18 protein-coding genes are annotated in these 19,405 nt (G+C 43.4%); 14 read left to right on the top strand and 4 right to left on the bottom strand.

From position 1 onward, the window contains the following. Nucleotides 1-39 precede the first annotated feature (39 nt). A protein-coding gene (locus tag ODU39_RS08060; protein ID WP_398580205.1) for an IS630 family transposase occupies nt 40-1,096 on the top strand; the annotation gives its coding sequence in 2 pieces (ribosomal slippage) (nt 40-504 and nt 506-1,096; 1,056 coding nt in all). Between the two features lie 82 nt (nt 1,097-1,178). Here ODU39_RS08060 and gatD read toward each other — a convergent pair. Beyond that, complete coding sequence (gatD, locus tag ODU39_RS08055) at nt 1,179-1,967, bottom strand: lipid II isoglutaminyl synthase subunit GatD (RefSeq protein WP_205041119.1); 789 nt, start codon at nt 1,965-1,967, stop codon at nt 1,179-1,181. Then, a complete protein-coding gene (gene murT / locus ODU39_RS08050) occupies nt 1,967-3,310 on the bottom strand; it encodes a lipid II isoglutaminyl synthase subunit MurT (RefSeq protein WP_024385423.1) in 1,344 nt (447 codons plus the stop codon). The genes gatD and murT overlap by 1 nt, the downstream gene beginning before the upstream one ends. 181 nt (nt 3,311-3,491) lie before the next feature. Between murT and cdaA the strand changes: the two genes are divergently transcribed. The 13 genes from cdaA to ODU39_RS07985 all read left to right on the top strand — a co-directional run bounded on the left by cdaA (nt 3,492) and on the right by ODU39_RS07985 (nt 16,573). Beyond that, nucleotides 3,492-4,346 carry a diadenylate cyclase CdaA gene (gene cdaA / locus ODU39_RS08045; protein WP_024399762.1) on the top strand — a complete coding sequence of 285 codons (855 nt, stop codon included), beginning with the start codon at nt 3,492-3,494 and terminating at the stop codon, nt 4,344-4,346. After that, complete coding sequence (locus ODU39_RS08040; RefSeq protein ID WP_024399761.1) at nt 4,336-5,040, top strand: YbbR-like domain-containing protein; 705 nt, start codon at nt 4,336-4,338, stop codon at nt 5,038-5,040. Before cdaA ends, ODU39_RS08040 begins: the two co-directional genes overlap by 11 nt. A 12-nt stretch (nt 5,041-5,052) precedes the next feature. After that, nucleotides 5,053-6,405 carry a phosphoglucosamine mutase gene (gene glmM / locus ODU39_RS08035; RefSeq protein ID WP_023370847.1) on the top strand — a complete coding sequence of 451 codons (1,353 nt, stop codon included), beginning with the start codon at nt 5,053-5,055 and terminating at the stop codon, nt 6,403-6,405. A 52-nt stretch (nt 6,406-6,457) separates the two neighbouring features. Then, on the top strand, nt 6,458-8,002 hold the full coding sequence (locus tag ODU39_RS08030) for an ABC-F family ATP-binding cassette domain-containing protein (protein WP_009910410.1): 1,545 nt from the start codon (nt 6,458-6,460) through the stop codon (nt 8,000-8,002). A gap of 131 nt (nt 8,003-8,133) precedes the next feature. Continuing rightward, nucleotides 8,134-8,910: a class I SAM-dependent methyltransferase gene (locus ODU39_RS08025; protein WP_398580204.1), complete on the top strand. Its 777-nt coding sequence runs from the start codon at nt 8,134-8,136 to the stop codon at nt 8,908-8,910. Nucleotides 8,911-9,102: 192 nt separating this feature from the next. Further along, a complete protein-coding gene (gene sstT / locus ODU39_RS08020; RefSeq protein WP_239514655.1) occupies nt 9,103-10,278 on the top strand; it encodes a serine/threonine transporter SstT in 1,176 nt (391 codons plus the stop codon). A 315-nt stretch (nt 10,279-10,593) separates the two neighbouring features. After that, complete coding sequence (gene pepV / locus ODU39_RS08015) at nt 10,594-11,994, top strand: dipeptidase PepV (RefSeq protein WP_398578387.1); 1,401 nt, start codon at nt 10,594-10,596, stop codon at nt 11,992-11,994. A gap of 202 nt (nt 11,995-12,196) precedes the next feature. After that, complete coding sequence (locus ODU39_RS08010; protein ID WP_105257184.1) at nt 12,197-12,655, top strand: GNAT family N-acetyltransferase; 459 nt, start codon at nt 12,197-12,199, stop codon at nt 12,653-12,655. Continuing rightward, complete coding sequence (locus ODU39_RS08005; RefSeq protein ID WP_105257185.1) at nt 12,642-13,220, top strand: uracil-DNA glycosylase family protein; 579 nt, start codon at nt 12,642-12,644, stop codon at nt 13,218-13,220. Before ODU39_RS08010 ends, ODU39_RS08005 begins: the two co-directional genes overlap by 14 nt. Before the next feature lie 71 nt (nt 13,221-13,291). Further along, nucleotides 13,292-14,059 (top strand): TPM domain-containing protein, encoded by a 768-nt coding sequence (locus ODU39_RS08000; protein ID WP_398580203.1) that lies wholly within the window; start codon nt 13,292-13,294, stop codon nt 14,057-14,059. 71 nt (nt 14,060-14,130) lie between these two features. After that, nucleotides 14,131-14,712 (top strand): LemA family protein, encoded by a 582-nt coding sequence (locus ODU39_RS07995; protein WP_024413347.1) that lies wholly within the window; start codon nt 14,131-14,133, stop codon nt 14,710-14,712. Between the two features lie 11 nt (nt 14,713-14,723). After that, nucleotides 14,724-16,193, top strand: a complete 1,470-nt coding sequence (locus ODU39_RS07990; RefSeq protein ID WP_398580202.1) for a flotillin family protein — start codon at nt 14,724-14,726, stop codon at nt 16,191-16,193. Between the two features lie 71 nt (nt 16,194-16,264). After that, nucleotides 16,265-16,573 carry a hypothetical protein gene (locus ODU39_RS07985; protein ID WP_024396077.1) on the top strand — a complete coding sequence of 103 codons (309 nt, stop codon included), beginning with the start codon at nt 16,265-16,267 and terminating at the stop codon, nt 16,571-16,573. A gap of 121 nt (nt 16,574-16,694) precedes the next feature. On the opposite strand, the gene ODU39_RS07980 is transcribed toward ODU39_RS07985, so the two are convergent. Together ODU39_RS07980 and mnmE are read right to left on the bottom strand one after the other, a co-directional pair. Continuing rightward, the gene (locus ODU39_RS07980; protein WP_398580201.1) at nt 16,695-17,771 is read right to left on the bottom strand and encodes a hypothetical protein; all 1,077 of its coding nucleotides are present in this window, start codon (nt 17,769-17,771) and stop codon (nt 16,695-16,697) included. 203 nt (nt 17,772-17,974) lie between these two features. Beyond that, a complete protein-coding gene (gene mnmE / locus ODU39_RS07975; protein ID WP_105249290.1) occupies nt 17,975-19,348 on the bottom strand; it encodes a tRNA uridine-5-carboxymethylaminomethyl(34) synthesis GTPase MnmE in 1,374 nt (457 codons plus the stop codon). Between the last annotated feature and the right edge of the window lie 57 nt (nt 19,349-19,405).

The following is a 19,405-nucleotide window of genomic DNA, read 5'->3' as shown; positions in this document are numbered from 1 at the left end:
ATACTTAACAAAAATCAAAAATAGCGTTATAATGGTATTATGACAAAAGAACTTACCCAAACACAAGTCGAAGAATTAAAGCAAGCACTTAAAGATAAAAATAATGCTCCGCATCATAGAAAAATACAGGCACTCATTCTTTATTCTGAATGCAATAATTTAACATCCGTAGCTAAATCAGTAGGCTTTGTCCATCAGACAGTCCGCAACTTATTGAATCGCTATCTAAGTGGTGGCTTAGAAGCCCTCTTAAAGGAAAATCGTGGTGGTCGCCGCCGCTCCTATATGACGCATAAGGAGGAAGAAGATTTCCTTAAAGAGCAACTCTCTTCTTCTTTGAATGGAGAATTCGTTACCGTTAACTCCCTCTTTAAAGCCTATCAAGAGAGAGTTGGGCACAAGACAACCCGAGAAGGTTTCTATGCTCTCCTGAAACGTCATGGTTGGCGTAAAGTTAGCCCACGTCCCCAACATCCGAAAAAAGCAGACGCCGAAACCATTTTAGCGTCTAAAAATAAAATCTTTATTCAAAGAGAGAGTGAGTAAGCGTTTTATTAATGGAAAAGAATATCAACAAATTCGCCTTATGTATCAGGATGAGGCGGGTTTTGGGCGTATCAGTAAACTTGGTTCGTGTTGGTCTCCTAAAGGTTATCGTCCTCACGTAGCTAGTCACCATATTCGTGAGTACCGCTATTGTTATGGAGCTGTGGATGCCCATAGAGGCGACTCATTTTTCATCATAGCAGGCGGATGTAATAGTGATTGGATGAATGAATTTTTACACCAGCTATCGGCAGCTTATCCAGAAGATTATATTATTTTAGTTATGGATAATGCCATTTGGCATAAATCGAAGACAGTAAATATTCCTGAGAATATAGAATTCACCTTCATTCCACCCTATACACCTGAAATGAATCCTATTGAGCAAGTCTGGGCTGAGATTCGTAAACTTGGTTTCAAGAATAAAGTATTTAAGACTTTAAATGAGGTAATCGATAAACTTCAAGAGATTATTCAAACCTTAACTGTTTATCAACTCAAATCAATTGTACATAGAGATTGGATATCGGCTATTTTTGATTTTAATTGAGTATCAAAGTCAGACGTTGTTGACTTGATTTGATGAACTTCAGTTCTATCTGCATCTGCGTCGCCTAGTCTGATTCTGATTTTCATTGAGTATCAAACTCTGCCTTGCTTTTCACATCGCCGTATTCTTCAGCGACTTCTTTGCTGAGGATGTCAGCGTAGCTGGCTAGTTGGATGTCTTGTCCGTATTTTTTACGGAGGGCAGTTGTGACCAAGCGGTAGGCTAGGTTGGCATTGCGGGACAGGATTGGTCCGTGGAAGTAGCTGCCGAAGGTGTTTTTGTAGTGCAGGCCTTCGCCACCGTCTTCCTTATTGTTGCCATTGCCATAGACAACCTTGCCCAGCGGTTTTTGGTTGTCAGCTAGGAAGGTACGGCCTTGGTGGTTTTCAAAACCGTAGTAGGTTTCGTTGAATTCATCATTGTGAATCTTGATGTCACCGATGTAGCGGTTGTTGGTCTGGTTGAGGGTGTAGTGGCCCATGATACCCAGTCCGTCAATCTTGCGGCCACCAGCTTCGATGTAGTATTGACCGAGCAACTGGAAGCCACCGCAGATAGCCAGCATGACACCGTCGTTTTCGATGAAGTCTGCTAGGCTGTCTTTTTTAGTCGGTAAATCTTTTGCAAGAATAGATTGTTCATAGTCTTGTCCACCACCGAAAAAGGCGATGTCGTAGAAATCCTTGTCAAATTCATCTGTCAGTGAAACGATATCCACCTGAACACGAGCACCCAGCTTTTCAGCCACATACTTGAGCATGAGGATATTGCCATTGTCACCGTAGGTATTCATCAAATCACCGTAGAGGTGGGCGATGTGGAGATCATAAGCGTAGTCTTTTTCAGGACTTTTTAATGATGTATAGACCATTATTTCATCTCCTTTCCAACAGCTTGGCGTTGAGCCAGTAAGTCACGGAATTCCAGCATAGCCGTATAGGTTGCGAGGATATAGGCATGCTGACTGCTGGACTGCTCAATCAAGGTCATGATGTCTTCCAGTTTTGGTGTTTCAGTAATCTGGTCCTCTGGATAGCCAGTCACACGGAGGCGACGGGCAATTTCAGACGAGCGAACACCGCCTGCAAAGACTTGTGGAATGTCCATTTGAGTGATTTGTTCAAAGTCGGCGTCCCAAATCCAGCTGGTATCAATTCCGTCAGCGTAGTTGGCATTGAGAAGGACGGACAGGCTGAAATCGTAAGGAGCCAGTTTCATCATTTCAATGGCCTGGGTTGCACCGACAGGGTTTTTAATCAAGACCAGGGTACAATCTTTATCGCCCAATTTAAAGGTTTCTTGGCGACCGAAAACGGCCTTGGATTTGTCAAATCCTGCTTTGATTTTCTCAGGAGATACGCCGAAAAATTCTGCCACGCTGACAGCTGCCAGGGCATTGTAGATATTGTAAAGCCCACCGATGTTGATTTTGTAATCCTGACCGTCAATGGCAAAGGTAGAAGAAGTATTAGTAATTTCCTTCAACTCAGTTAACTTGTAGTCCAGCTCAGGTCGGCTAAAGCCACAGTTGTTACAGATATAGCTGCCCAAGTTAGCGTAGGTATTGAGCTTGTACTGGATAATCTGGTGGCAATGCGGGCAGAGAACGCCTTCGGTATTGTAATGGGCCAGACGTGGCTCATGCTCTTCCGTCGCAAAACCGTAGTATTTTACTGGATTGATAACGGTGGTCGAGTTGAAAAGCGGGCTATCACCGTTGGCGAGAATGGTTGCCTGAGGTGCCTTGGCAGCCCCGTCCAAAATCATCTGGTAGGTGGTATAAATCTCGCCGTAACGGTCCATTTGGTCGCGGAAGATATTGGTGAAGACAATCAGGCTAGGCTTTATAAAGTCGGTTACACGGGCCAGGCTGGCCTCATCAATCTCCAAGACGGCAATCTTCTTGCCATTTTTATTTTTCTTGGCAGATAAAAAGGTGGCTGTAATCCCTGTAATCATATTGGCACCGCTGGTATTGGTCGTAATTTCTCCAAAGGCTTCTTGGAGGATGCCAACTGTCAGGGCGGTGGTCAGAGTCTTACCGTTGGTACCTGTGACAACAACGACTTCATAATCCTTAGCCAAACTATCTAAAATATGTTTATCGAATTTGAGGGCAATTTTTCCAGGCAGGGTAGTACCACGTCCTAGTTTTTTCAAAATGAACTGGGAACTTTTTCCTGCTAGAATACCCAAAGCTGTATTTATTTTCATGGGACTATTTTATCATAAAGGTCACTGATTTTCTAGAATGGAGTGTGTTGGAATGTGATATATTCCTGCAGTAAATCTGTAATATTTTTAACAGGAAGGTCACTATTTTCTAAAGAAAAGGGGAAAAAATATGGTATAATGAGTACATTACTATGTATGAGTTAGAAAGTATGAGAATGATATGTTAAACCTAAACCAGTTACTGGATACAGGGTATTGGTCGAGTTTGATAGCCAGTCCTTGGACCGCACTGTTGCACCTAATTGATATTAGTATAGTTGTTTATTTGATTTATAATTTTAGTAAGGCTATTGCAGGTACTAAAATTATGACATTGATTCGAGGGGTTTTTCTCTTCATTATTGTCCAGATTATAGCTAGTTTATTCGGTCTGCAGACGATTGCTTGGCTGATTAATCAAGTAATCACGTATGGAGTTATTGCAGCAGTAGTTATTTTTGCACCAGAGTTGCGTGCCATGCTTGAAAAACTCGGCAGGACAACTCAGATTTTTGGGGCAAATACTGTGAGTGCAGAAGAAAAGCTAATTGTTGCTTTTCTCAAATCTGTTGCTTATATGTCTCCGCGTAAAATTGGTGCACTTGTGGCAGTAGAACAAGCTCAAACATTGCAAGAATATAGAGCAACGGGGATTCCTCTCAATGCGGATATATCTCAGGAATTGTTAATAAATATTTTCATCCCGAATACACCGTTACACGATGGGGCCGTAATTGTCAAGGAAGACAAGGTAGCGGTTGCTTGTGCTTATTTGCCCCTGTCAGAGAGCGCAGGAATTTCAAAGGAATTTGGAACACGACACCGTGCAGCCATTGGCTTATCGGAGGTATCTGATGCGTTTGTATTTATTGTTTCTGAAGAAACTGGCAGTATCTCTATTGCACGAAACGGGATATTCAAACATGACTTGACATTGGATGAGTTTGAAGCAGAGTTGCGAGCGACTTTTATTTCTGAAAATGTAGAGAAAAAGTCCATCTGGAAGCGATTAGGAGGTGGCAAACATGAACGATAAGTTTAAAGCTGTAGGTCACTTAGCCCTATCTATTTTCCTAGCATTGTTGCTCTTTTTCTATGCAACAACCACCAACTATAAAAATTCAGAATCAGCTGCACAGAACACGGAGTCAGAAACCTATGTTCACACACTTAACAATGTACCGATTGAGATTGAATATGATACAAACAAGTATTTTATTTCCGGATTTTCTTCGACGGTGGCAGTTGAATTAAGGGGCTCTAATCGTGTTCTCCTACAGAGAGAATCAGATGAGTCAACTCGGACTTTTCAAGTGACTGCGGATTTGAGAGAGTTGAGTGATGGGACACAAACTGTCAAGCTACAATTGACCAATTTACCGGCAGGAGTGAGTGCGACACTGGCACCTGATGCGATTACCGTCAAGATTGGTAAAAAAGTTAGCAAGGCATTCCCAGTAGCAGGTCGAGTCTATAGTAATCAATTGGCAGAAGGTTACAGTCTGTCTAAGGTCTCAGTCAACGTAGATACCGTTAAAGTGACAACGGATGAAGAAACAATGGCTAAGATTGATCGGGTCGAAGCTGTTGCGATGGATGTGAGCAATCTGTCTGAGAACTATAGTGGCACAGCTAAATTACAGGCTGTAGACAGCGATGGCAATGTCTTGCCAGTTGTACTGTCTCAGACGGAAGCAAATATGCAAATTATACTTACAAAAACAAAATAAGAGGTTATGAAAATGGGTAAATATTTTGGGACAGATGGTGTCCGTGGAGAAGCAAACGTAGAATTAACGCCAGAATTAGCATTCAAATTGGGTCGTTTTGGTGGTTATGTCCTTAGCCAGCATGAGACGGATGTTCCTCGTGTCTTTGTGGCGCGTGACACACGTATCTCAGGTCAAATGTTAGAGGCTGCCTTGATTGCAGGACTTCTATCAGTAGGGATTCATGTGTATAAATTGGGAGTTTTAGCGACACCGGGTGTTGCTCACCTAGTCAAAACTGAAAAAGCAAGTGCAGGTGTCATGATTTCTGCAAGTCATAACCCAGCGCAAGATAACGGTATCAAATTCTTTGCTGGTGATGGTTTCAAATTGGATGATGCATTGGAAGCGGAAATTGAGGCTCTTCTTGACGCTGAGGAAGACACATTGCCACGCCCATCTGCTCAAGGTTTAGGAGATGTGGTAGAATATCCAGAAGGTCTACGTAAGTACCAGCAATTCTTGGTGTCAACTGGTACAGATTTGGACGGTATGAAAGTTGCACTCGATACAGCCAATGGTGCTGCAGCAACATCTGCGCGTCAAATTTTTGTAGATTTGGGAGCGGATTTGACAGTAATGGCTGAAAAGCCAGACGGCTTGAACATCAACGAAGGTGTTGGTTCTACTCATCCTGAAAAATTGCAAGAACTGGTCAAGGAAACAGGTAGTCAAATTGGACTTGCCTTTGATGGTGACAGTGACCGCTTGATTGCTGTCGATGAAAATGGTGATTTGGTAGACGGTGACCGTATCATGTACATCGTTGGTAAATACCTTGCTGATCGAGGTCTATTGGCCAAAAATACAATTGTGACTACAGTTATGTCCAACCTTGGTTTCCATAAGGCTTTGGATCGTGAAGGTATTGAAAAAGCTGTGACCGCAGTTGGTGACCGTTATGTGGTCGAAGAAATGCGCAAGGAAGGCTACAATGTCGGTGGTGAGCAGTCAGGACATGTGATTCTGATGGATTATAACACCACAGGAGACGGCCAGTTGACCGCTGTGCAATTGACCAAAATCATGAAAGAAACTGGTAAGAAGTTGTCAGAATTGGCAGCAGAAGTGACCATTTACCCACAAAAATTGGTCAATATCCGTGTGGAAAACAGCATGAAAGACAAGGCAATGGAAGTGCCTGCTATTGCAGCTATCATTGAAAAAATGGAAGCAGAAATGGCTGGCAACGGTCGTATTTTGGTTCGCCCAAGTGGCACTGAGCCCCTCTTGCGTGTTATGGCAGAAGCGCCAACGGATGCTGAAGTCGATTACTACGTGGACACCATTGCCGATGTGGTCCGTGCGGAAATCGGATTAGATTAAGAAGAATGAAACAGAGACTGGAAGGATTTCCAGCCTCTTTTGTGAGGAAATTATGAGTATTTTAGAAGTAAAGAATTTGAGTCATGGTTTTGGTGACCGTGCGATTTTTGAGAATGTCTCCTTCCGTCTCTTGAAAGGGGAGCACATCGGTCTTGTCGGTGCCAATGGTGAAGGGAAATCGACCTTCATGTCCATCGTGACAGGTCAGTTGCAGCCAGATGAAGGCAAGGTTGAATGGTCACGTTATGTAACAGCAGGTTATTTAGACCAGCATGCTAAACTAGAAAAAGGTCAATCAGTCCGTGATGTCCTGCGGACAGCATTCGATGAACTCTTCAAGACAGAAGCTCGTATCAATGATATTTACATGTCTATGGCAGAAGAGGGAGCCGATATGGATGCCCTCATGGAAGAGGTTGGTGAGCTGCAAGACCGTCTGGAAAGCCGTGATTTCTATACGCTTGATGCCAAGATTGACGAAGTAGCGCGTGCCCTTGGTGTCATGGACTATGGCATGGACAAGGACGTGACGGAGTTATCAGGTGGCCAACGGACTAAAGTTCTTTTGGCAAAATTGCTCTTGGAAAAGCCTGACATCTTGCTACTGGATGAGCCGACTAACTATCTAGATGCCGAACATATCGACTGGCTCAAACGCTACTTGCAGAACTATGAGAATGCCTTTGTCTTGATTTCGCACGACATTCCTTTCTTGAATGATGTGATTAACATTGTCTACCATGTGGAAAATCAGCTTTTGACTCGCTACACAGGTGATTACTACCAATTCCAAGAAGTCCATGCTATGAAGCGGGCTCAGTTGGAGGCAGCCTATGAGCGCCAGCAGAAGGAAATCGCAGATTTGCAGGACTTCGTTAACCGTAACAAGGCCCGAGTTGCAACTCGAAACATGGCCATGTCTCGTCAGAAGAAATTGGACAAGATGGAGATTATTGAGCTTCAAGCAGAGAAACCAAAGCCTTCATTTGATTTCAAAATGGCTCGAACTCCAAGTCGCTTTATCTTCCAAACGACTGATTTGGAAATTGGTTATGACCGTGTATTGACACGTAAACCGCTCAATCTGACCTTTGAACGCAACCAGAAGATTGCCATTGTCGGTGCCAACGGTATCGGTAAATCTACTCTTCTTAAAAGTTTGCTGGGGATTATTCCACCGCTAGGCGGTTCTGTGGAGCGCGGGGAGTATCTGGAACTAGGCTATTTCGAGCAAGAAGTAGCTGGCGGCAATCGTCAGACCCCGCTGGAAGCCGTTTGGGATGCCTTTCCAGCCCTTAACCAGGCGGAAGTACGGGCTGCCTTGGCTCGTTGCGGTCTGACTTCCAAGCATATCGAAAGCCAAATTCAAGTTCTTTCAGGTGGTGAGCAGGCCAAAGTTCGTTTCTGTTTGCTTATGAACCGTGAAAACAATGTCTTGGTTCTCGACGAGCCGACCAACCACTTGGATGTGGATGCCAAGGATGAACTCAAACGTGCCCTTCAAGCCTATAAGGGCTCAATTCTCATGGTCTGCCACGAGCCTGATTTCTATGAAGGCTGGGTGGACGATGTATGGGATTTTAATGAATTGACTTAAGGAACAAGCTATCGAAAGGTAGCTTGTTCTTTGTGCTTATACTATAATAGAATGAGCATAGTAAAGGAGGTAAAAATATGAAAAGAATAGAACGAGGTCAGATTTGCTAGGCCTCTCCAGAGGAGATAAGAATGACAGATTATGTAAACTACAATCAAGAACGTTGGAATCGAGTTTCAGCTAGACAGGGAAATGCCTACACGGTTCCGCTCAGTCATGAGGAATTTCTTGTTGCCAAAGACAAGCCCTTATCTGTTTCCCTGACGGTTGGAAAGACGGTGCCGCTTGACTGGTTTGAAAAGGCCCAAGGCAAGAAATTGTTGGGGATGGCCTGTGGTGGTGGTCAACAGGGACCGATGTTTGCGGCTCACGGTTACCAAACGACCATTATGGACTTCTCCAAGGAACAGTTGGACAAGGATAGGCTAGTTGCTGAGCGAGAAAATCTGGATTTGCAAACGGTGCAGGCAGATATGACACAGCCTTTTCCTTTTGAAGCCGAGAGTTTTGACATCATCTTTTGTCCGGTTTCAAATGTTTATATTGAAGATTTGACCAATATGTGGCGGGAATCCTATCGGGTCTTGAAAAAAGGTGGCTTGCTCATGGTTGGTTACATGAACCCTTGGATTTATGTCTTTGATGCTGATGATGTTTGGGAGCATCCAGACAGAGCATTGGTTCCAATGTACAGCCTACCTTTCAATGCACGACAATTAGAAGAAACAGGACAAATTACAATTGACCCAGAATATGGCTATGAATTTAGCCACACCTTAGAAGAACAGATTGCTGGGCAATTACGAGCTGGTTTTGCCATGATTGATTTTTATGAATCCAAAGACAGTCGCAATCGCTTGACTCAATTTGCCTCAGATTATATAGCGAATTTATCGATAAAGTGGTAGAAACAAGCCACCGAAAGATGTCCTTTTTAACTCAGTAGGTAAAGTTGAAATGATTGTGCAAGATTTTTCAGGCTTCCGCTGTGTAATATCTCATTTTTTATGCTATTGACCAACCTTCGTTTTTCTGCTATGATTGAAAAATGTTTGTTTGGAGGTAAATGAGTGAATAAAATAATATCTGTATGGAAAAAAATGAATTTAATCCGAAAAATCGGAATTGGTGTTGTTTTGGGAGTGTTACTAGGCTTAATTGCTCCAAAAATAACGGTCATTGCTCTCTTTGGTAGTCTATTTGTAGGAGCATTGAAAGCTATAGCCCCTCTTTTGGTTCTGACACTAGTTGCGCATGCTCTATCACAAGCTCCTGCTGGTCAAAAATCGAATATGAGGACAGTTATCTGCTTGTATCTATTTGGCACTTTTGCTGCGGCCTTCATTGCTGTAGGAGCAAGCTATTTATTCCCTATTAAACTGGTTCTTTCTACTACAACGACTACGGACATTACTCCTCCACAAGGGATTGCTGAAGTATTCCAAGACCTCTTGTTGAAGGTCGTTGACAATCCAATCAATGCTCTTGCAACGGCTAATTATATTGGTGTTTTGACATGGGCGGCAGTGTTTGGCTTGGCCTTTCGTCATGCAAGCAAGACAACCAAAGATTTATTGCAATCTGCTGCGGAAGTGACTTCTAAAGTTGTAGGCTGGATTATTGGTCTGGCACCATTTGGTATCATGGGCTTGGTTTTCGATACCATTGCAAATAATGGTCTGACAGCTTTAAAAGACTATGGCTTACTGCTCTTACTCTTGGTTGGAAGCATGTTTTTTGTCGCGCTTGTTGTCAATCCCTTGATTGCTTTTCTTGTAATGAAGAAAAATCCTTACCCGCTGGTGTTTGAATGTCTTCGGGTTAGTGGGGTTACGGCATTTTTTACAAGAAGTTCAGCAGCTAATATCCCTGTCAATATGCAGCTCTGCAAACGTTTAGGAGTGGATCCAGATACATACTCAGTATCCATTCCACTCGGTGCCACAATTAATATGGCTGGCGCGGCTATTACGATTAATATTTTAACAATGGCAGCTGTTCATACACTTGGCATCAGTGTTGATTTCAGCTCAGCTCTTCTTTTATCCGTTGTTGCATCACTATCAGCAGCAGGAGCATCTGGGGTAGCAGGTGGCTCGCTTCTCCTCATCCCAGTAGCATGTAGTCTTTTTGGCATTCCAAATGAGTTAGCCATGCAAGTAGTTGGAGTCGGATTTGTGGTCGGAGTGATTCAGGACTCTTGTGAAACAGCCCTCAACTCATCAACCGATGTTTTGTTTACAGTTGTAGCAGAACGATCTGCTTGGAAAAAATAGAAAGAAGTTGGGAGACCAACTTTTTTTCTTCGCTTTACTTCTGAAATCTCTTACATTTTGTGATAAAATAGACTTACTTTAATCTAGTCTTTTGGTTTACTTTTATTACTAGCTTCAAAGGTTCGGGGAACCTTTGAAGGTCGGAGATGAAACAAACGAAGTTTGTGTCAACAGCCGCAGGCATAACTGGAGTTAGGCAAGGTGAGTTCAAACACTCCAGTGGAGTGTTTGAAGTTGGAAATAAGGAAACGATGTTTCCTCGCTCGTCGAAGTAATAAAAGATAAACCAAATGACGATACTGAAAAGGAGAACATATGACAGTAGATTTTAGAGCAGAGTTTGACAAACGCAAAGATGAGTTTCTAGCGGACCTCTTTGACCTCCTCCGCATCAATTCCGAGCGTGACGACAGCCAGGCAGATACCCAACATCCATTTGGACCAGGCCCAGTGCGTGCCTTGGACAAGTTCCTGGAAATCGCTCAGCGTGATGGTTACCCAACCAAGAACGTTGACAACTATGCAGGTCACTTTGAGTTTGGCGAGGGCGACGAAGTCCTCGGTATCTTCGGTCACTTGGACGTGGTGCCAGCAGGTAGCGGCTGGAACACCGACCCGTACGAGCCGCAAATCATCGACGGTAAGCTCTTTGCCCGCGGATCCTCTGACGACAAGGGACCGACCATGGCTTGTTACTACGGCTTGAAAATCATCAAGGAGTTGGGTCTTCCGACCTCTAAAAAAGTCCGCTTCATCGTCGGTACCGACGAAGAGTCAGGCTGGGCGGACATGGATTACTACTTCGAGCACGTCGGCCTTCCCCTGCCAGATTTCGGATTTTCTCCAGATGCTGAGTTCCCGATTATCAATGGCGAAAAGGGCAATATCACAGCTTATCTTCATTTTGCGGGGGAAAATAGCGGAGCTGCTAAACTGCATTCCTTCGCAGGCGGTTTGCGTGAGAACATGGTGCCTGAGTCTGCGACAGCTATTATCTCTGGCGACCTGGCAGACCTAGACAGCAAGTTGGCAGATTTCACAGCAGCCTATGGCCTAAAAGCTGACGCGGAAAACCTTGAAAACGGTCAAGTTCAAGTCACCGTCATCGGAAAATCAGCCCACGGTTCAACCCCAGAAGAAGGTGTCAACGGAGCTACCTACTTGGCTAAATTCCTCAGCCAATTCGTCTTTGACGGAGCAGCCAAAGCCTATCTTGACTTGGCAGGACAAGTCCTTATAGAAGACCATGACGCTAAAAAACTTGGCGTAGCCATTTACGATGAGCAAATGGGAGCTCTTTCTATGAACGCAGGTGTTTTCAAGTTTGATGAAACCTCATCTGACAACACCATTGCCCTCAACTTCCGTTATCCAAAAAATACCAACCCTGAAGCTATCAAGGCTGGTTTGGAAAAACTTGGCGTGGAAGCTGTCAGCCTGTCTGAGCATGGTCATACCCCACACTATTGCCCGATCGATGACCCAATGGTTGCGACCCTCTTGTCTGTTTATGAAAAACACACAGGCTTGAAAGGTCACGAACAAGTGATCGGTGGCGGAACATTCGGACGCTTGCTCAAACGTGGTGTTGCCTACGGAGCTATGTTCCCAGGCGATGTCAACACCATGCACCAAGCCAACGAATTTATCGAAGTTGAGCAACTCTACCGCGCCGCTGCCATTTACGCAGAAGCTATCTATGAATTGATCAAATAATACGAGCCCATATTTACAGTACAGCACTTTTATCTAAGGCTAGTTTTTCAGCTACTCATTGTTCGTTTTTTTCAAAATACAGTCGGTATTCCTTCAAAAAACTACCTTGATTAGCGAAAAACTATCTCTTATATCAAAGCACTTTACTTGTGAATACGGGTTCATATCAAGACGGGTTCGCCCGTCTTTTTTAGGAGGGAAAATGGAACTGAAAGAACTCACACTTGCAGATATAGAAATGGTCAAACAGCTCTTCTTATCTGTATTTAGTCAGGAGCCATGGAATGACGATTGGTCTGACGAGGAACAATTAGACCGTTACATAGGTGATTTACTAGAGCACCCCAGAGCACTTTGTTTTGGATTGCTTGACCAAGGTAGCCTCATTGCCCTTTCTCTAGGGCATATTCGCTACTGGTATGAGGGGACCGAATACCGTGTTGAAGAGCTCTGTATTGCTCGCAACTACCAAGGGCGAGGAATCGGACAAGCCTTTCTAAAAAGAATTGAGGAGCAGTTGATTGAGAGAAAGATTGTTCATATTCTCCTGCAAACCGACCGCACTCTGCCAGCCTTTTTCTTCTATAAAAAATGTGGTTTTCATGCCATGGAAGAAGATGTGACCATGTTCAAGAAAGTAGGACATCATGGAACTTGCTGATATTCGTCAGGCGATTATGGAGGATTTAACCAATCAAGCTTTTACGAAAAAAGGGATAAAGCCACTTTTCCAAGCACCGTCTACTGCAAAAATCCTCATTATTGGACAGGCGCCGGGATTAAAAACACAAGAAAAAGGTCGCCTCTTTGATGATGCTAGTGGAGAGAATCTGCGGAAATGGTTGGGAGTAGATAGGGAATTCTTCTATGAATCTGGCCATTTTGCTATTCTTCCTATGGATTTCTATTATCCAGGAAAAGGGAAGTCTGGGGATTTGCCGCCTCGCAAGGATTTTGCACCCAAATGGCACCCACTCATTATGAAGCAACTCCCACAGATTGAGCTGACCTTGTTGATTGGTAAGTATGCCCAGGACTATTATTTAGGAGAATCCCATAGGACTGTGACCGAGAGAGTGGAGAATGCAGGTGATTACCTACCCACCTATTTTCCCCTACCTCATCCATCGCCAAGGAACAATATCTGGCAAGCTAAACATCCTTGGTTTGTTGAACAGACTCTACCGTTACTGAAAAACAACATAAATATATTGTTGGAAAAATGATAATATGATATAATTGTATATATATACCTAATAAATTTTTCTTATCTTTGTTCATCGAAGGAGGTGTTCTGATGAGAAAATGGAAAAAAATTATCATCGGCTGTTTCGCTATTCTGACGGTTTGCTTGCTATTTGCACCCACACTAGCTAGAGCAAATCAGATTCCAGATCGACCCACAGGTACAACGGTAGTGGATGAGACGCAGTTACTCTCGAGTGAGACCATTGCAGAAATTAATCAACTCAATCGAAATTGGGCAAGCACCGAGCAAGCTTTACAGGTTGGTGTTTATGTAACAGAAAGTCTGTCCAGTGATATTGAAAGTTTGGCTAATGAAACCTTTCGTCACTGGCAGGTCGGTTTTGCAGGAACGGACAATGGAGTTCTTTTAGTGGTTGCCATAGCTGACAGAGCATTTCGGATAGAAACCTCAGACAATGCTGCCACAGTCATCACGGATGTAGAAGCCAAGGATATTCTAGAGAATGCAAGGGAATTTTTTCGACAGGAAGACTACAGTAGAGGAATTTCCTATATCGTCAACTCCATTGGGGATAGATTTTATGGTACAAGCATCGGTAAAAATCAGTTAGCTGCTATAGAAGAAGGTACAAGTGAGGAGGGTGACGGCTTTTGGCTGTTTCTCGTAGTTATTCTGATCGCTATCCTATTTGGTATTATTGACAAATCTAGTCGTGGTGGTGGCGGACCAGGTAATCTACTCTGGATGTTGGTTGATGACCATCATCACTCGTCTAATTCCTCATCGTCTAGTTTTGGCGGAGGTAGTTGGTCAGGTGGTGGAGGCGGCGGTGGCGGAGCCTCTTCTGGATGGTAAGGCTCGTATAGGGCTTCTGATAGTTGTTTGCTTTTTTACGAATATTTAATTGTAGTTAGAAAGGAAATCTTATGAAAAAGAAATGGTTGGTCATCCTCATACCAGTCCTAGCTCTGCTGTTTTTAGGAATGGGAGCAGTTGGGCAATACAATGGCTTAGTTGACAGTTATGCTGAGGTTGAAAATGCACAAGCCAATGTAGACACACAGTTGCAACGTCGCTATGACTTGATACCCAATGTAGTCGCAGCTGTCAAAGGCGCCATGGAACACGAGGAAGAAATATTTACTGCTATTGCAGAAGCGCGTGCTAAAATCGGTTCCAGTCAACAAGGAACGAGTGACTATAATCAAGCTCAAAGTCAGCTAGATTCTGCAGTATCTAGATTGTTGGTAGTGGCTGAGAATTATCCTCAATTGACAGCCAATCAACAGGTATCTGACCTGATTACAGAGCTTGAAGGTACGGAAAATCGGATACTGGTAGCCCGTAAAGACTATAATGCGGTGGCAACTACCTACAATAAAAAAATCAAGCGGTTCCCGACCTCCATCTATGCAGGTCTATTCGGATATGAAAAAGTAGAGCTCTTCCAGGCAACAAATGATGCAGCGACGACTGTACCAAGTGTTGATTTGAGTGATAAGGAATGAAGGAGATAAATATGGACTTTGGATTTGATATATTGGCAATTATGATACCAATTATTGTTGTTGTACTATTTGTTTTATTGTTTGTATTTGGTTATGTGTCCGCCAAGCCTAACGAAGCGATTGTCATTACCGGCTTGGGCAAACCTCGGACCTTAATTGGTCGTTCTGGTTTTATGATTCCCTTTATCGAAAAACGCTCCTATATCTCTATTGAGCAGTTTTCAACAGATGTGCAGACCACAGATTTTGTACCAACTCTTGATTTTATCAACGTAAAAGCTGATGCGGTCGTAAAAGTAAAGGTTGGGGTATCTGATGAATTGCTCAATGCGGCAGCTCAAAACTTCCTTAACTGGAAAACTGCAGATATTTCTGCCTCTATTCAAGATGTCTTGGAAGGAAATCTGCGTGAAATCATTGGCCAGATGGAACTGCGTGACATGGTCAATAACCGCCAGGCTTTTGCAGAAAAAGTCCAATCCAACGCAGCTCCTGACTTGGCTAAAATGGGGCTGGAAATCATTGCATTTACGGTTCAATCCTTCACAGATGACAACGATGTCATTAAAAACCTGGGTATTGACAATATTGTGACCATCCAGAAGGATGCTGCAAATGCTCGTGCCAAAGCAGAGCGGGAACAAGCAGAAGTCCGTGCCCGTGAGGATAAGGCGGCTAATGATGCGCGTGTTGCTGCGGACTTAGAAATCGCCAAGAAACAGAATGAACTAGCTATTGAGCAAGCTAATCTAAAACGTCAGTCAGATGTCCAACTGGCACAGGCAAACGCAGCCTATGGCATTGAGGAGCAAGCTCAACGGAAAGAAATCGAGCGTGCAACTGCTGAAGCCAATATTGTCAAGCAACAAAAAGAAGCAGAAGTAAAAGCAGAGGAAGTTAAGGTCCGTGAACAAGAGCTCTCAGCTACTATCCGCAAACAGGCAGAGGCAGAAAAATATGCTCGTCAGCAAGCTGCAGAAGCAGATTTGATTGAACGTCAACGCAAGGCAGAAGCAGAACTCTACGAAACGCAGCGTGAAGCGGAAGCTCAAAAAGCGCGTGCAGAAGCTGCTAAGTATGCTGCGGAGCAAGAAGCGGCAGGTATTGAGGCCAAAGGACGTGCTGAAGCAGAAGCCATCCGTTTGAAACTCGAAGCCGAGGCAGAAGGTCTTAGCAAGAAAGCGGATGCCATGGCCAAGTTCAACGATGCAGCTGTGACTGAAATGGTGGTCAATGTCCTTCCAGAAATCGCCAAGAATATTGCAGCACCACTTGGAAATGTTGATAAGATTACCATGTACGGCGAAGGGAATGCCTCAAAAATGGTGGGAGACCTGATGACGACCATGGACAAGACAACAGAAGGTCTAGGCCTCAATGTCCGTGATTTAATCAGCGCAACCCTAACTGGTCGTGCCATGTCAACAGGTTTACTGGCTGCCCAAGAAACAAAAGAAGTGGAAGAGGACAAAGAAAAATGATAAGCAGTTGGAAGAGATGGGTGACTGAGTAGGTTTACACCATCATTTCCATCGCATGATTGACTTTAAAAATGAAAATGTTTAGAAACAGTAAAAAAAGTAAGTTGTTTATACAAAAAATAAATGAACTATTATCTGATTCAGAATTAAAGTTGAGCAAAGCATTGAAATTCCAGTTGTTGGAAGCAATGGAGTTGTGTGAAAAAGGTAGTAAGATTAGCTATCTTTCCTATAAAATATATCCATGTGTATCGGAAGAACTAGCTTTGAATAGGATTCAATCGGATAAATTAAAGATGTTTAAGCGCTATTTAGAGCAAGAAAGGTGGAAATATTATTTTGGTTCTGCTTTGGGAATGGCGTTTACTTCGATTAGATAGTGGTTCTGAGGATTTGTAAGTACATTGATTGTGCTATGCAACTTCGATAGAATATGAGAAAGTCCCAAGAAAGAGTAATCTTGGGACTTTTACAATCTTTATTGAGATTCATTTTTGTTTATCAGTCATTTACCCACACCCCGCTGACATAATCCTCAGATAGAATGGTTTGACTTAAAACTTTTTTTGCTTGCCAGTCATAGGTGAGTGCCTTACCATCCAGAATCAATAATAATCTGTTACCGTCTAGTTGGCGGACATGGTCAATATAATAAGGACGAGGATTAAGCTCGTCTAGACGATGGTAGCTCTCTTGACCTGTTTGGGTATTATAAATGGTGAAAGAGATTGCAGATAGCCAATCGCTTTCGTGCTCAATGAATAATAGGTTATCTTCCTTGAGTGGTTGGATGCTTCCTGGTGCAGGTTGTGATAAGGTTATGGAGGAAAATGTACGTGTCTTTGTATTGAAGGTCAAAATATCATAGGAAGTCTCAATATCCTTGTAATCTAAAGCATGGTGACTAGTGATTGGAAGATAGAGTATACCCTTTGCAAGGAGTCCTTCATGAGTTACTAGATTTTTGTCATATTCGACTATATCTGATGTTGTAAAGCTTGTTTTATCGATGATATAGAGAACATTTTTTTGAGAATCTGATTGACCAGTGGTTATTTGATTGCCGTTTAAATAAATGAATGTATCATCTGCATAGACATATGGAAGTGGGAAAAAATCATCATCTAGTTTTAATTGATTTTTTAATTTGAACGTATTATCAAACTGCGATAAGGCATGGAAAGGACCTGCTGTATAAAAATGTTGTCCATCAGTTCCGCTGATGTAGGTAGCGTATTTGCTTGGCTTACGAAGAATTTCTCCTGTTTTGAAATCAATAGAAACCAAATTGTCATTGGTAAATTTCTGCTGGTCATTGGCAAAAACTAAAGATTGATTGTCTAGAATGTGGTTTTTTCCAGAGCCGAAATAGTTGTCCGAATTCATTTTTTGAGTGTGAATGAGCTTGGGCTGGTCATTAGATAATTGAAAGGCTTCGATTTTACCTGGATAAACGAGATAGAAGTCAGCATTTGAATCGAGTTCTACTTTGGCGTGCTGATAGGTTTCCAATTTCCAAGCGATAAAGGAAAAAATAAGGCAAAAAGCGGCAAGTAAAGCGATTATCATTTTTTTCATAGGGTAAGCCTCCTTTCTATCCATAGTATAGTTTATTTTTTAGAGAAGGACAAGTTTTAATCTGTTAATATACAAAAAGCGTGTAAAAACTGAACCTTTCATCTTCAATCACAATTTGAATCATTAAAAATAGCTTAGAATCACGGTTTCTTACGACGTAATTCTAAGCTATTTTCTATTTTTAAGACTTGCCTAGCCTCTTTCTATTTTCCAAGACAGAATTGGCTAAAGAGTTGGGTAATGAGTTCATCTGGAGCAGCATCGCCTGTGATTTCTCCTAAAATCTGCCAACAGCGTGTCAGGTCAACCTGTAACAAGTCTACTGGCATGCCCATTTCCAGTCCATCGTTGACAGCTTGTAGACTTTGAACGGCTTGTTCAATCAGGGAAATATGGCGAGAATTGGAGAGATAGGTGGCATCTTGCTCGACCAAGCCTGCATTTTCAAAGAAGAGTTGGTTGATTTTTTCTTCGATTTGGTCGATATTCTGGTTTTTCAAGACGGAAATGCGAATGACATCCTCAGGCAGTTGGTCTGCTTCAATCTTCTCTTCCAAATCGGTCTTGTTGAGCAGGACGATACGGTTTGCCAAATCTGAAATAGCTAGGAGGTTGCGGTCTTGTTCGGTCAGTGGCTCGGATGCGTTGAGGACAAGCAGGATCAGGTCGGCCTCCTCAAGGGCTTTTTTAGACCGTTCCACACCGATTTTTTCAACGATGTCATCTGTTTCACGGATACCTGCGGTATCAATCAGCTTGAGGGGGACACCTTTGATGTTGACGTATTCTTCGATAACGTCGCGTGTTGTTCCTGCGATGTCTGTAACGATGGCTTTTTCTTCGCGGAGGAGGTTATTGAGCAGGCTGGATTTTCCCACATTGGGACGACCGATAATAGCGGTCGCGATGCCTTCACGCAGGATTTTTCCACGGCGGGCAGTACGGAGGAGATTTTCCAAAAGGGCTTGGAACTGGAGGGTCTTTTCACGCACCAGCTCTGTCGTCGCCTCCTCGACGTCGTCGTACTCAGGGTAGTCGATATTGACCTCGACCTGTGCCAACGTGTTGAGAATCTCCTGGCGGGTGTCGTTGATGAGCTGGGAGAGGGAGCCGTCAAGCTGGCGGACGGCATTGTGCATGGCCTTGTCGGTCTTGGCACGTATAACATCCATGACGGCCTCTGCCTGAGTCAAATCCACACGGCCGTTGAGAAAGGCACGCTTGGTAAACTCGCCTGGTTCAGCCATTCGAGCACCTTGGCGAATCAGGAGCTGGAGAATTTCGTTGGTAACGGCGATGCCTCCGTGGGTATTAATCTCAATGACATCTTCGCGCGTGAAGGTCTTTGGGGAACGCATGACCCCCAGCATGACCTCGTCAAGCACTTGCCCTGTCGCAGGGTCGATAATGTGGCCATAGTTGAGGCTGTGGCTAGGAACTGTTGCTAAGTCCTTTCCCTTGAAAACCTTGCTGGCAATGGCAAAAGCATCCGTCCCAGATAGGCGGACAATCCCGATGGCCCCCTCACCGAGAGGAGTGGAAATGGCAGTTATTGTATCGAATTCTTTGGTAATCATAATAATGTGCTTTCTAACTAGAATCGTATTTACAAGTAAAGTGCTTTTAGAAAAGAG

It is taken from the genome of Streptococcus sp. 2021WUSS126 (assembly GCF_044427255.1).
Classification (GTDB): Bacteria; Bacillota; Bacilli; order Lactobacillales; family Streptococcaceae; genus Streptococcus; species Streptococcus hashimotonensis.
The sequence above is the reverse complement of the archived record's forward strand: the minus strand, read 5'-3'. Positions and strand labels throughout refer to the sequence as shown.

Bases quoted from the DNA above. Each gene is read 5' to 3' on its own strand.
- murT (WP_024385423.1), bottom strand. From the start codon at position 3,310: ATGAAAATAAATACAGCTTTGGGTATTCTAGCAGGAAAAAGTTCCCAG.
- ODU39_RS07980 (WP_398580201.1), bottom strand. From the start codon at position 17,771: ATGAAAAAAATGATAATCGCTTTACTTGCCGCTTTTTGCCTTATTTTT.
- ODU39_RS08005 (WP_105257185.1), top strand. From the start codon at position 12,642: ATGGAACTTGCTGATATTCGTCAGGCGATTATGGAGGATTTAACCAAT.
- glmM (WP_023370847.1), top strand. From the start codon at position 5,053: ATGGGTAAATATTTTGGGACAGATGGTGTCCGTGGAGAAGCAAACGTA.
- ODU39_RS08025 (WP_398580204.1), top strand. From the start codon at position 8,134: ATGACAGATTATGTAAACTACAATCAAGAACGTTGGAATCGAGTTTCA.
- ODU39_RS07995 (WP_024413347.1), top strand. From the start codon at position 14,131: ATGAAAAAGAAATGGTTGGTCATCCTCATACCAGTCCTAGCTCTGCTG.
- ODU39_RS08040 (WP_024399761.1), top strand. From the start codon at position 4,336: ATGAACGATAAGTTTAAAGCTGTAGGTCACTTAGCCCTATCTATTTTC.
- cdaA (WP_024399762.1), top strand. From the start codon at position 3,492: ATGTTAAACCTAAACCAGTTACTGGATACAGGGTATTGGTCGAGTTTG.
- ODU39_RS07985 (WP_024396077.1), top strand. From the start codon at position 16,265: ATGAAAATGTTTAGAAACAGTAAAAAAAGTAAGTTGTTTATACAAAAA.
- mnmE (WP_105249290.1), bottom strand. From the start codon at position 19,348: ATGATTACCAAAGAATTCGATACAATAACTGCCATTTCCACTCCTCTC.
- ODU39_RS08010 (WP_105257184.1), top strand. From the start codon at position 12,197: ATGGAACTGAAAGAACTCACACTTGCAGATATAGAAATGGTCAAACAG.
- gatD (WP_205041119.1), bottom strand. From the start codon at position 1,967: ATGGTCTATACATCATTAAAAAGTCCTGAAAAAGACTACGCTTATGAT.
- sstT (WP_239514655.1), top strand. From the start codon at position 9,103: ATGAATTTAATCCGAAAAATCGGAATTGGTGTTGTTTTGGGAGTGTTA.
- ODU39_RS08000 (WP_398580203.1), top strand. From the start codon at position 13,292: ATGAGAAAATGGAAAAAAATTATCATCGGCTGTTTCGCTATTCTGACG.
- ODU39_RS07990 (WP_398580202.1), top strand. From the start codon at position 14,724: ATGGACTTTGGATTTGATATATTGGCAATTATGATACCAATTATTGTT.
- pepV (WP_398578387.1), top strand. From the start codon at position 10,594: ATGACAGTAGATTTTAGAGCAGAGTTTGACAAACGCAAAGATGAGTTT.
- ODU39_RS08030 (WP_009910410.1), top strand. From the start codon at position 6,458: ATGAGTATTTTAGAAGTAAAGAATTTGAGTCATGGTTTTGGTGACCGT.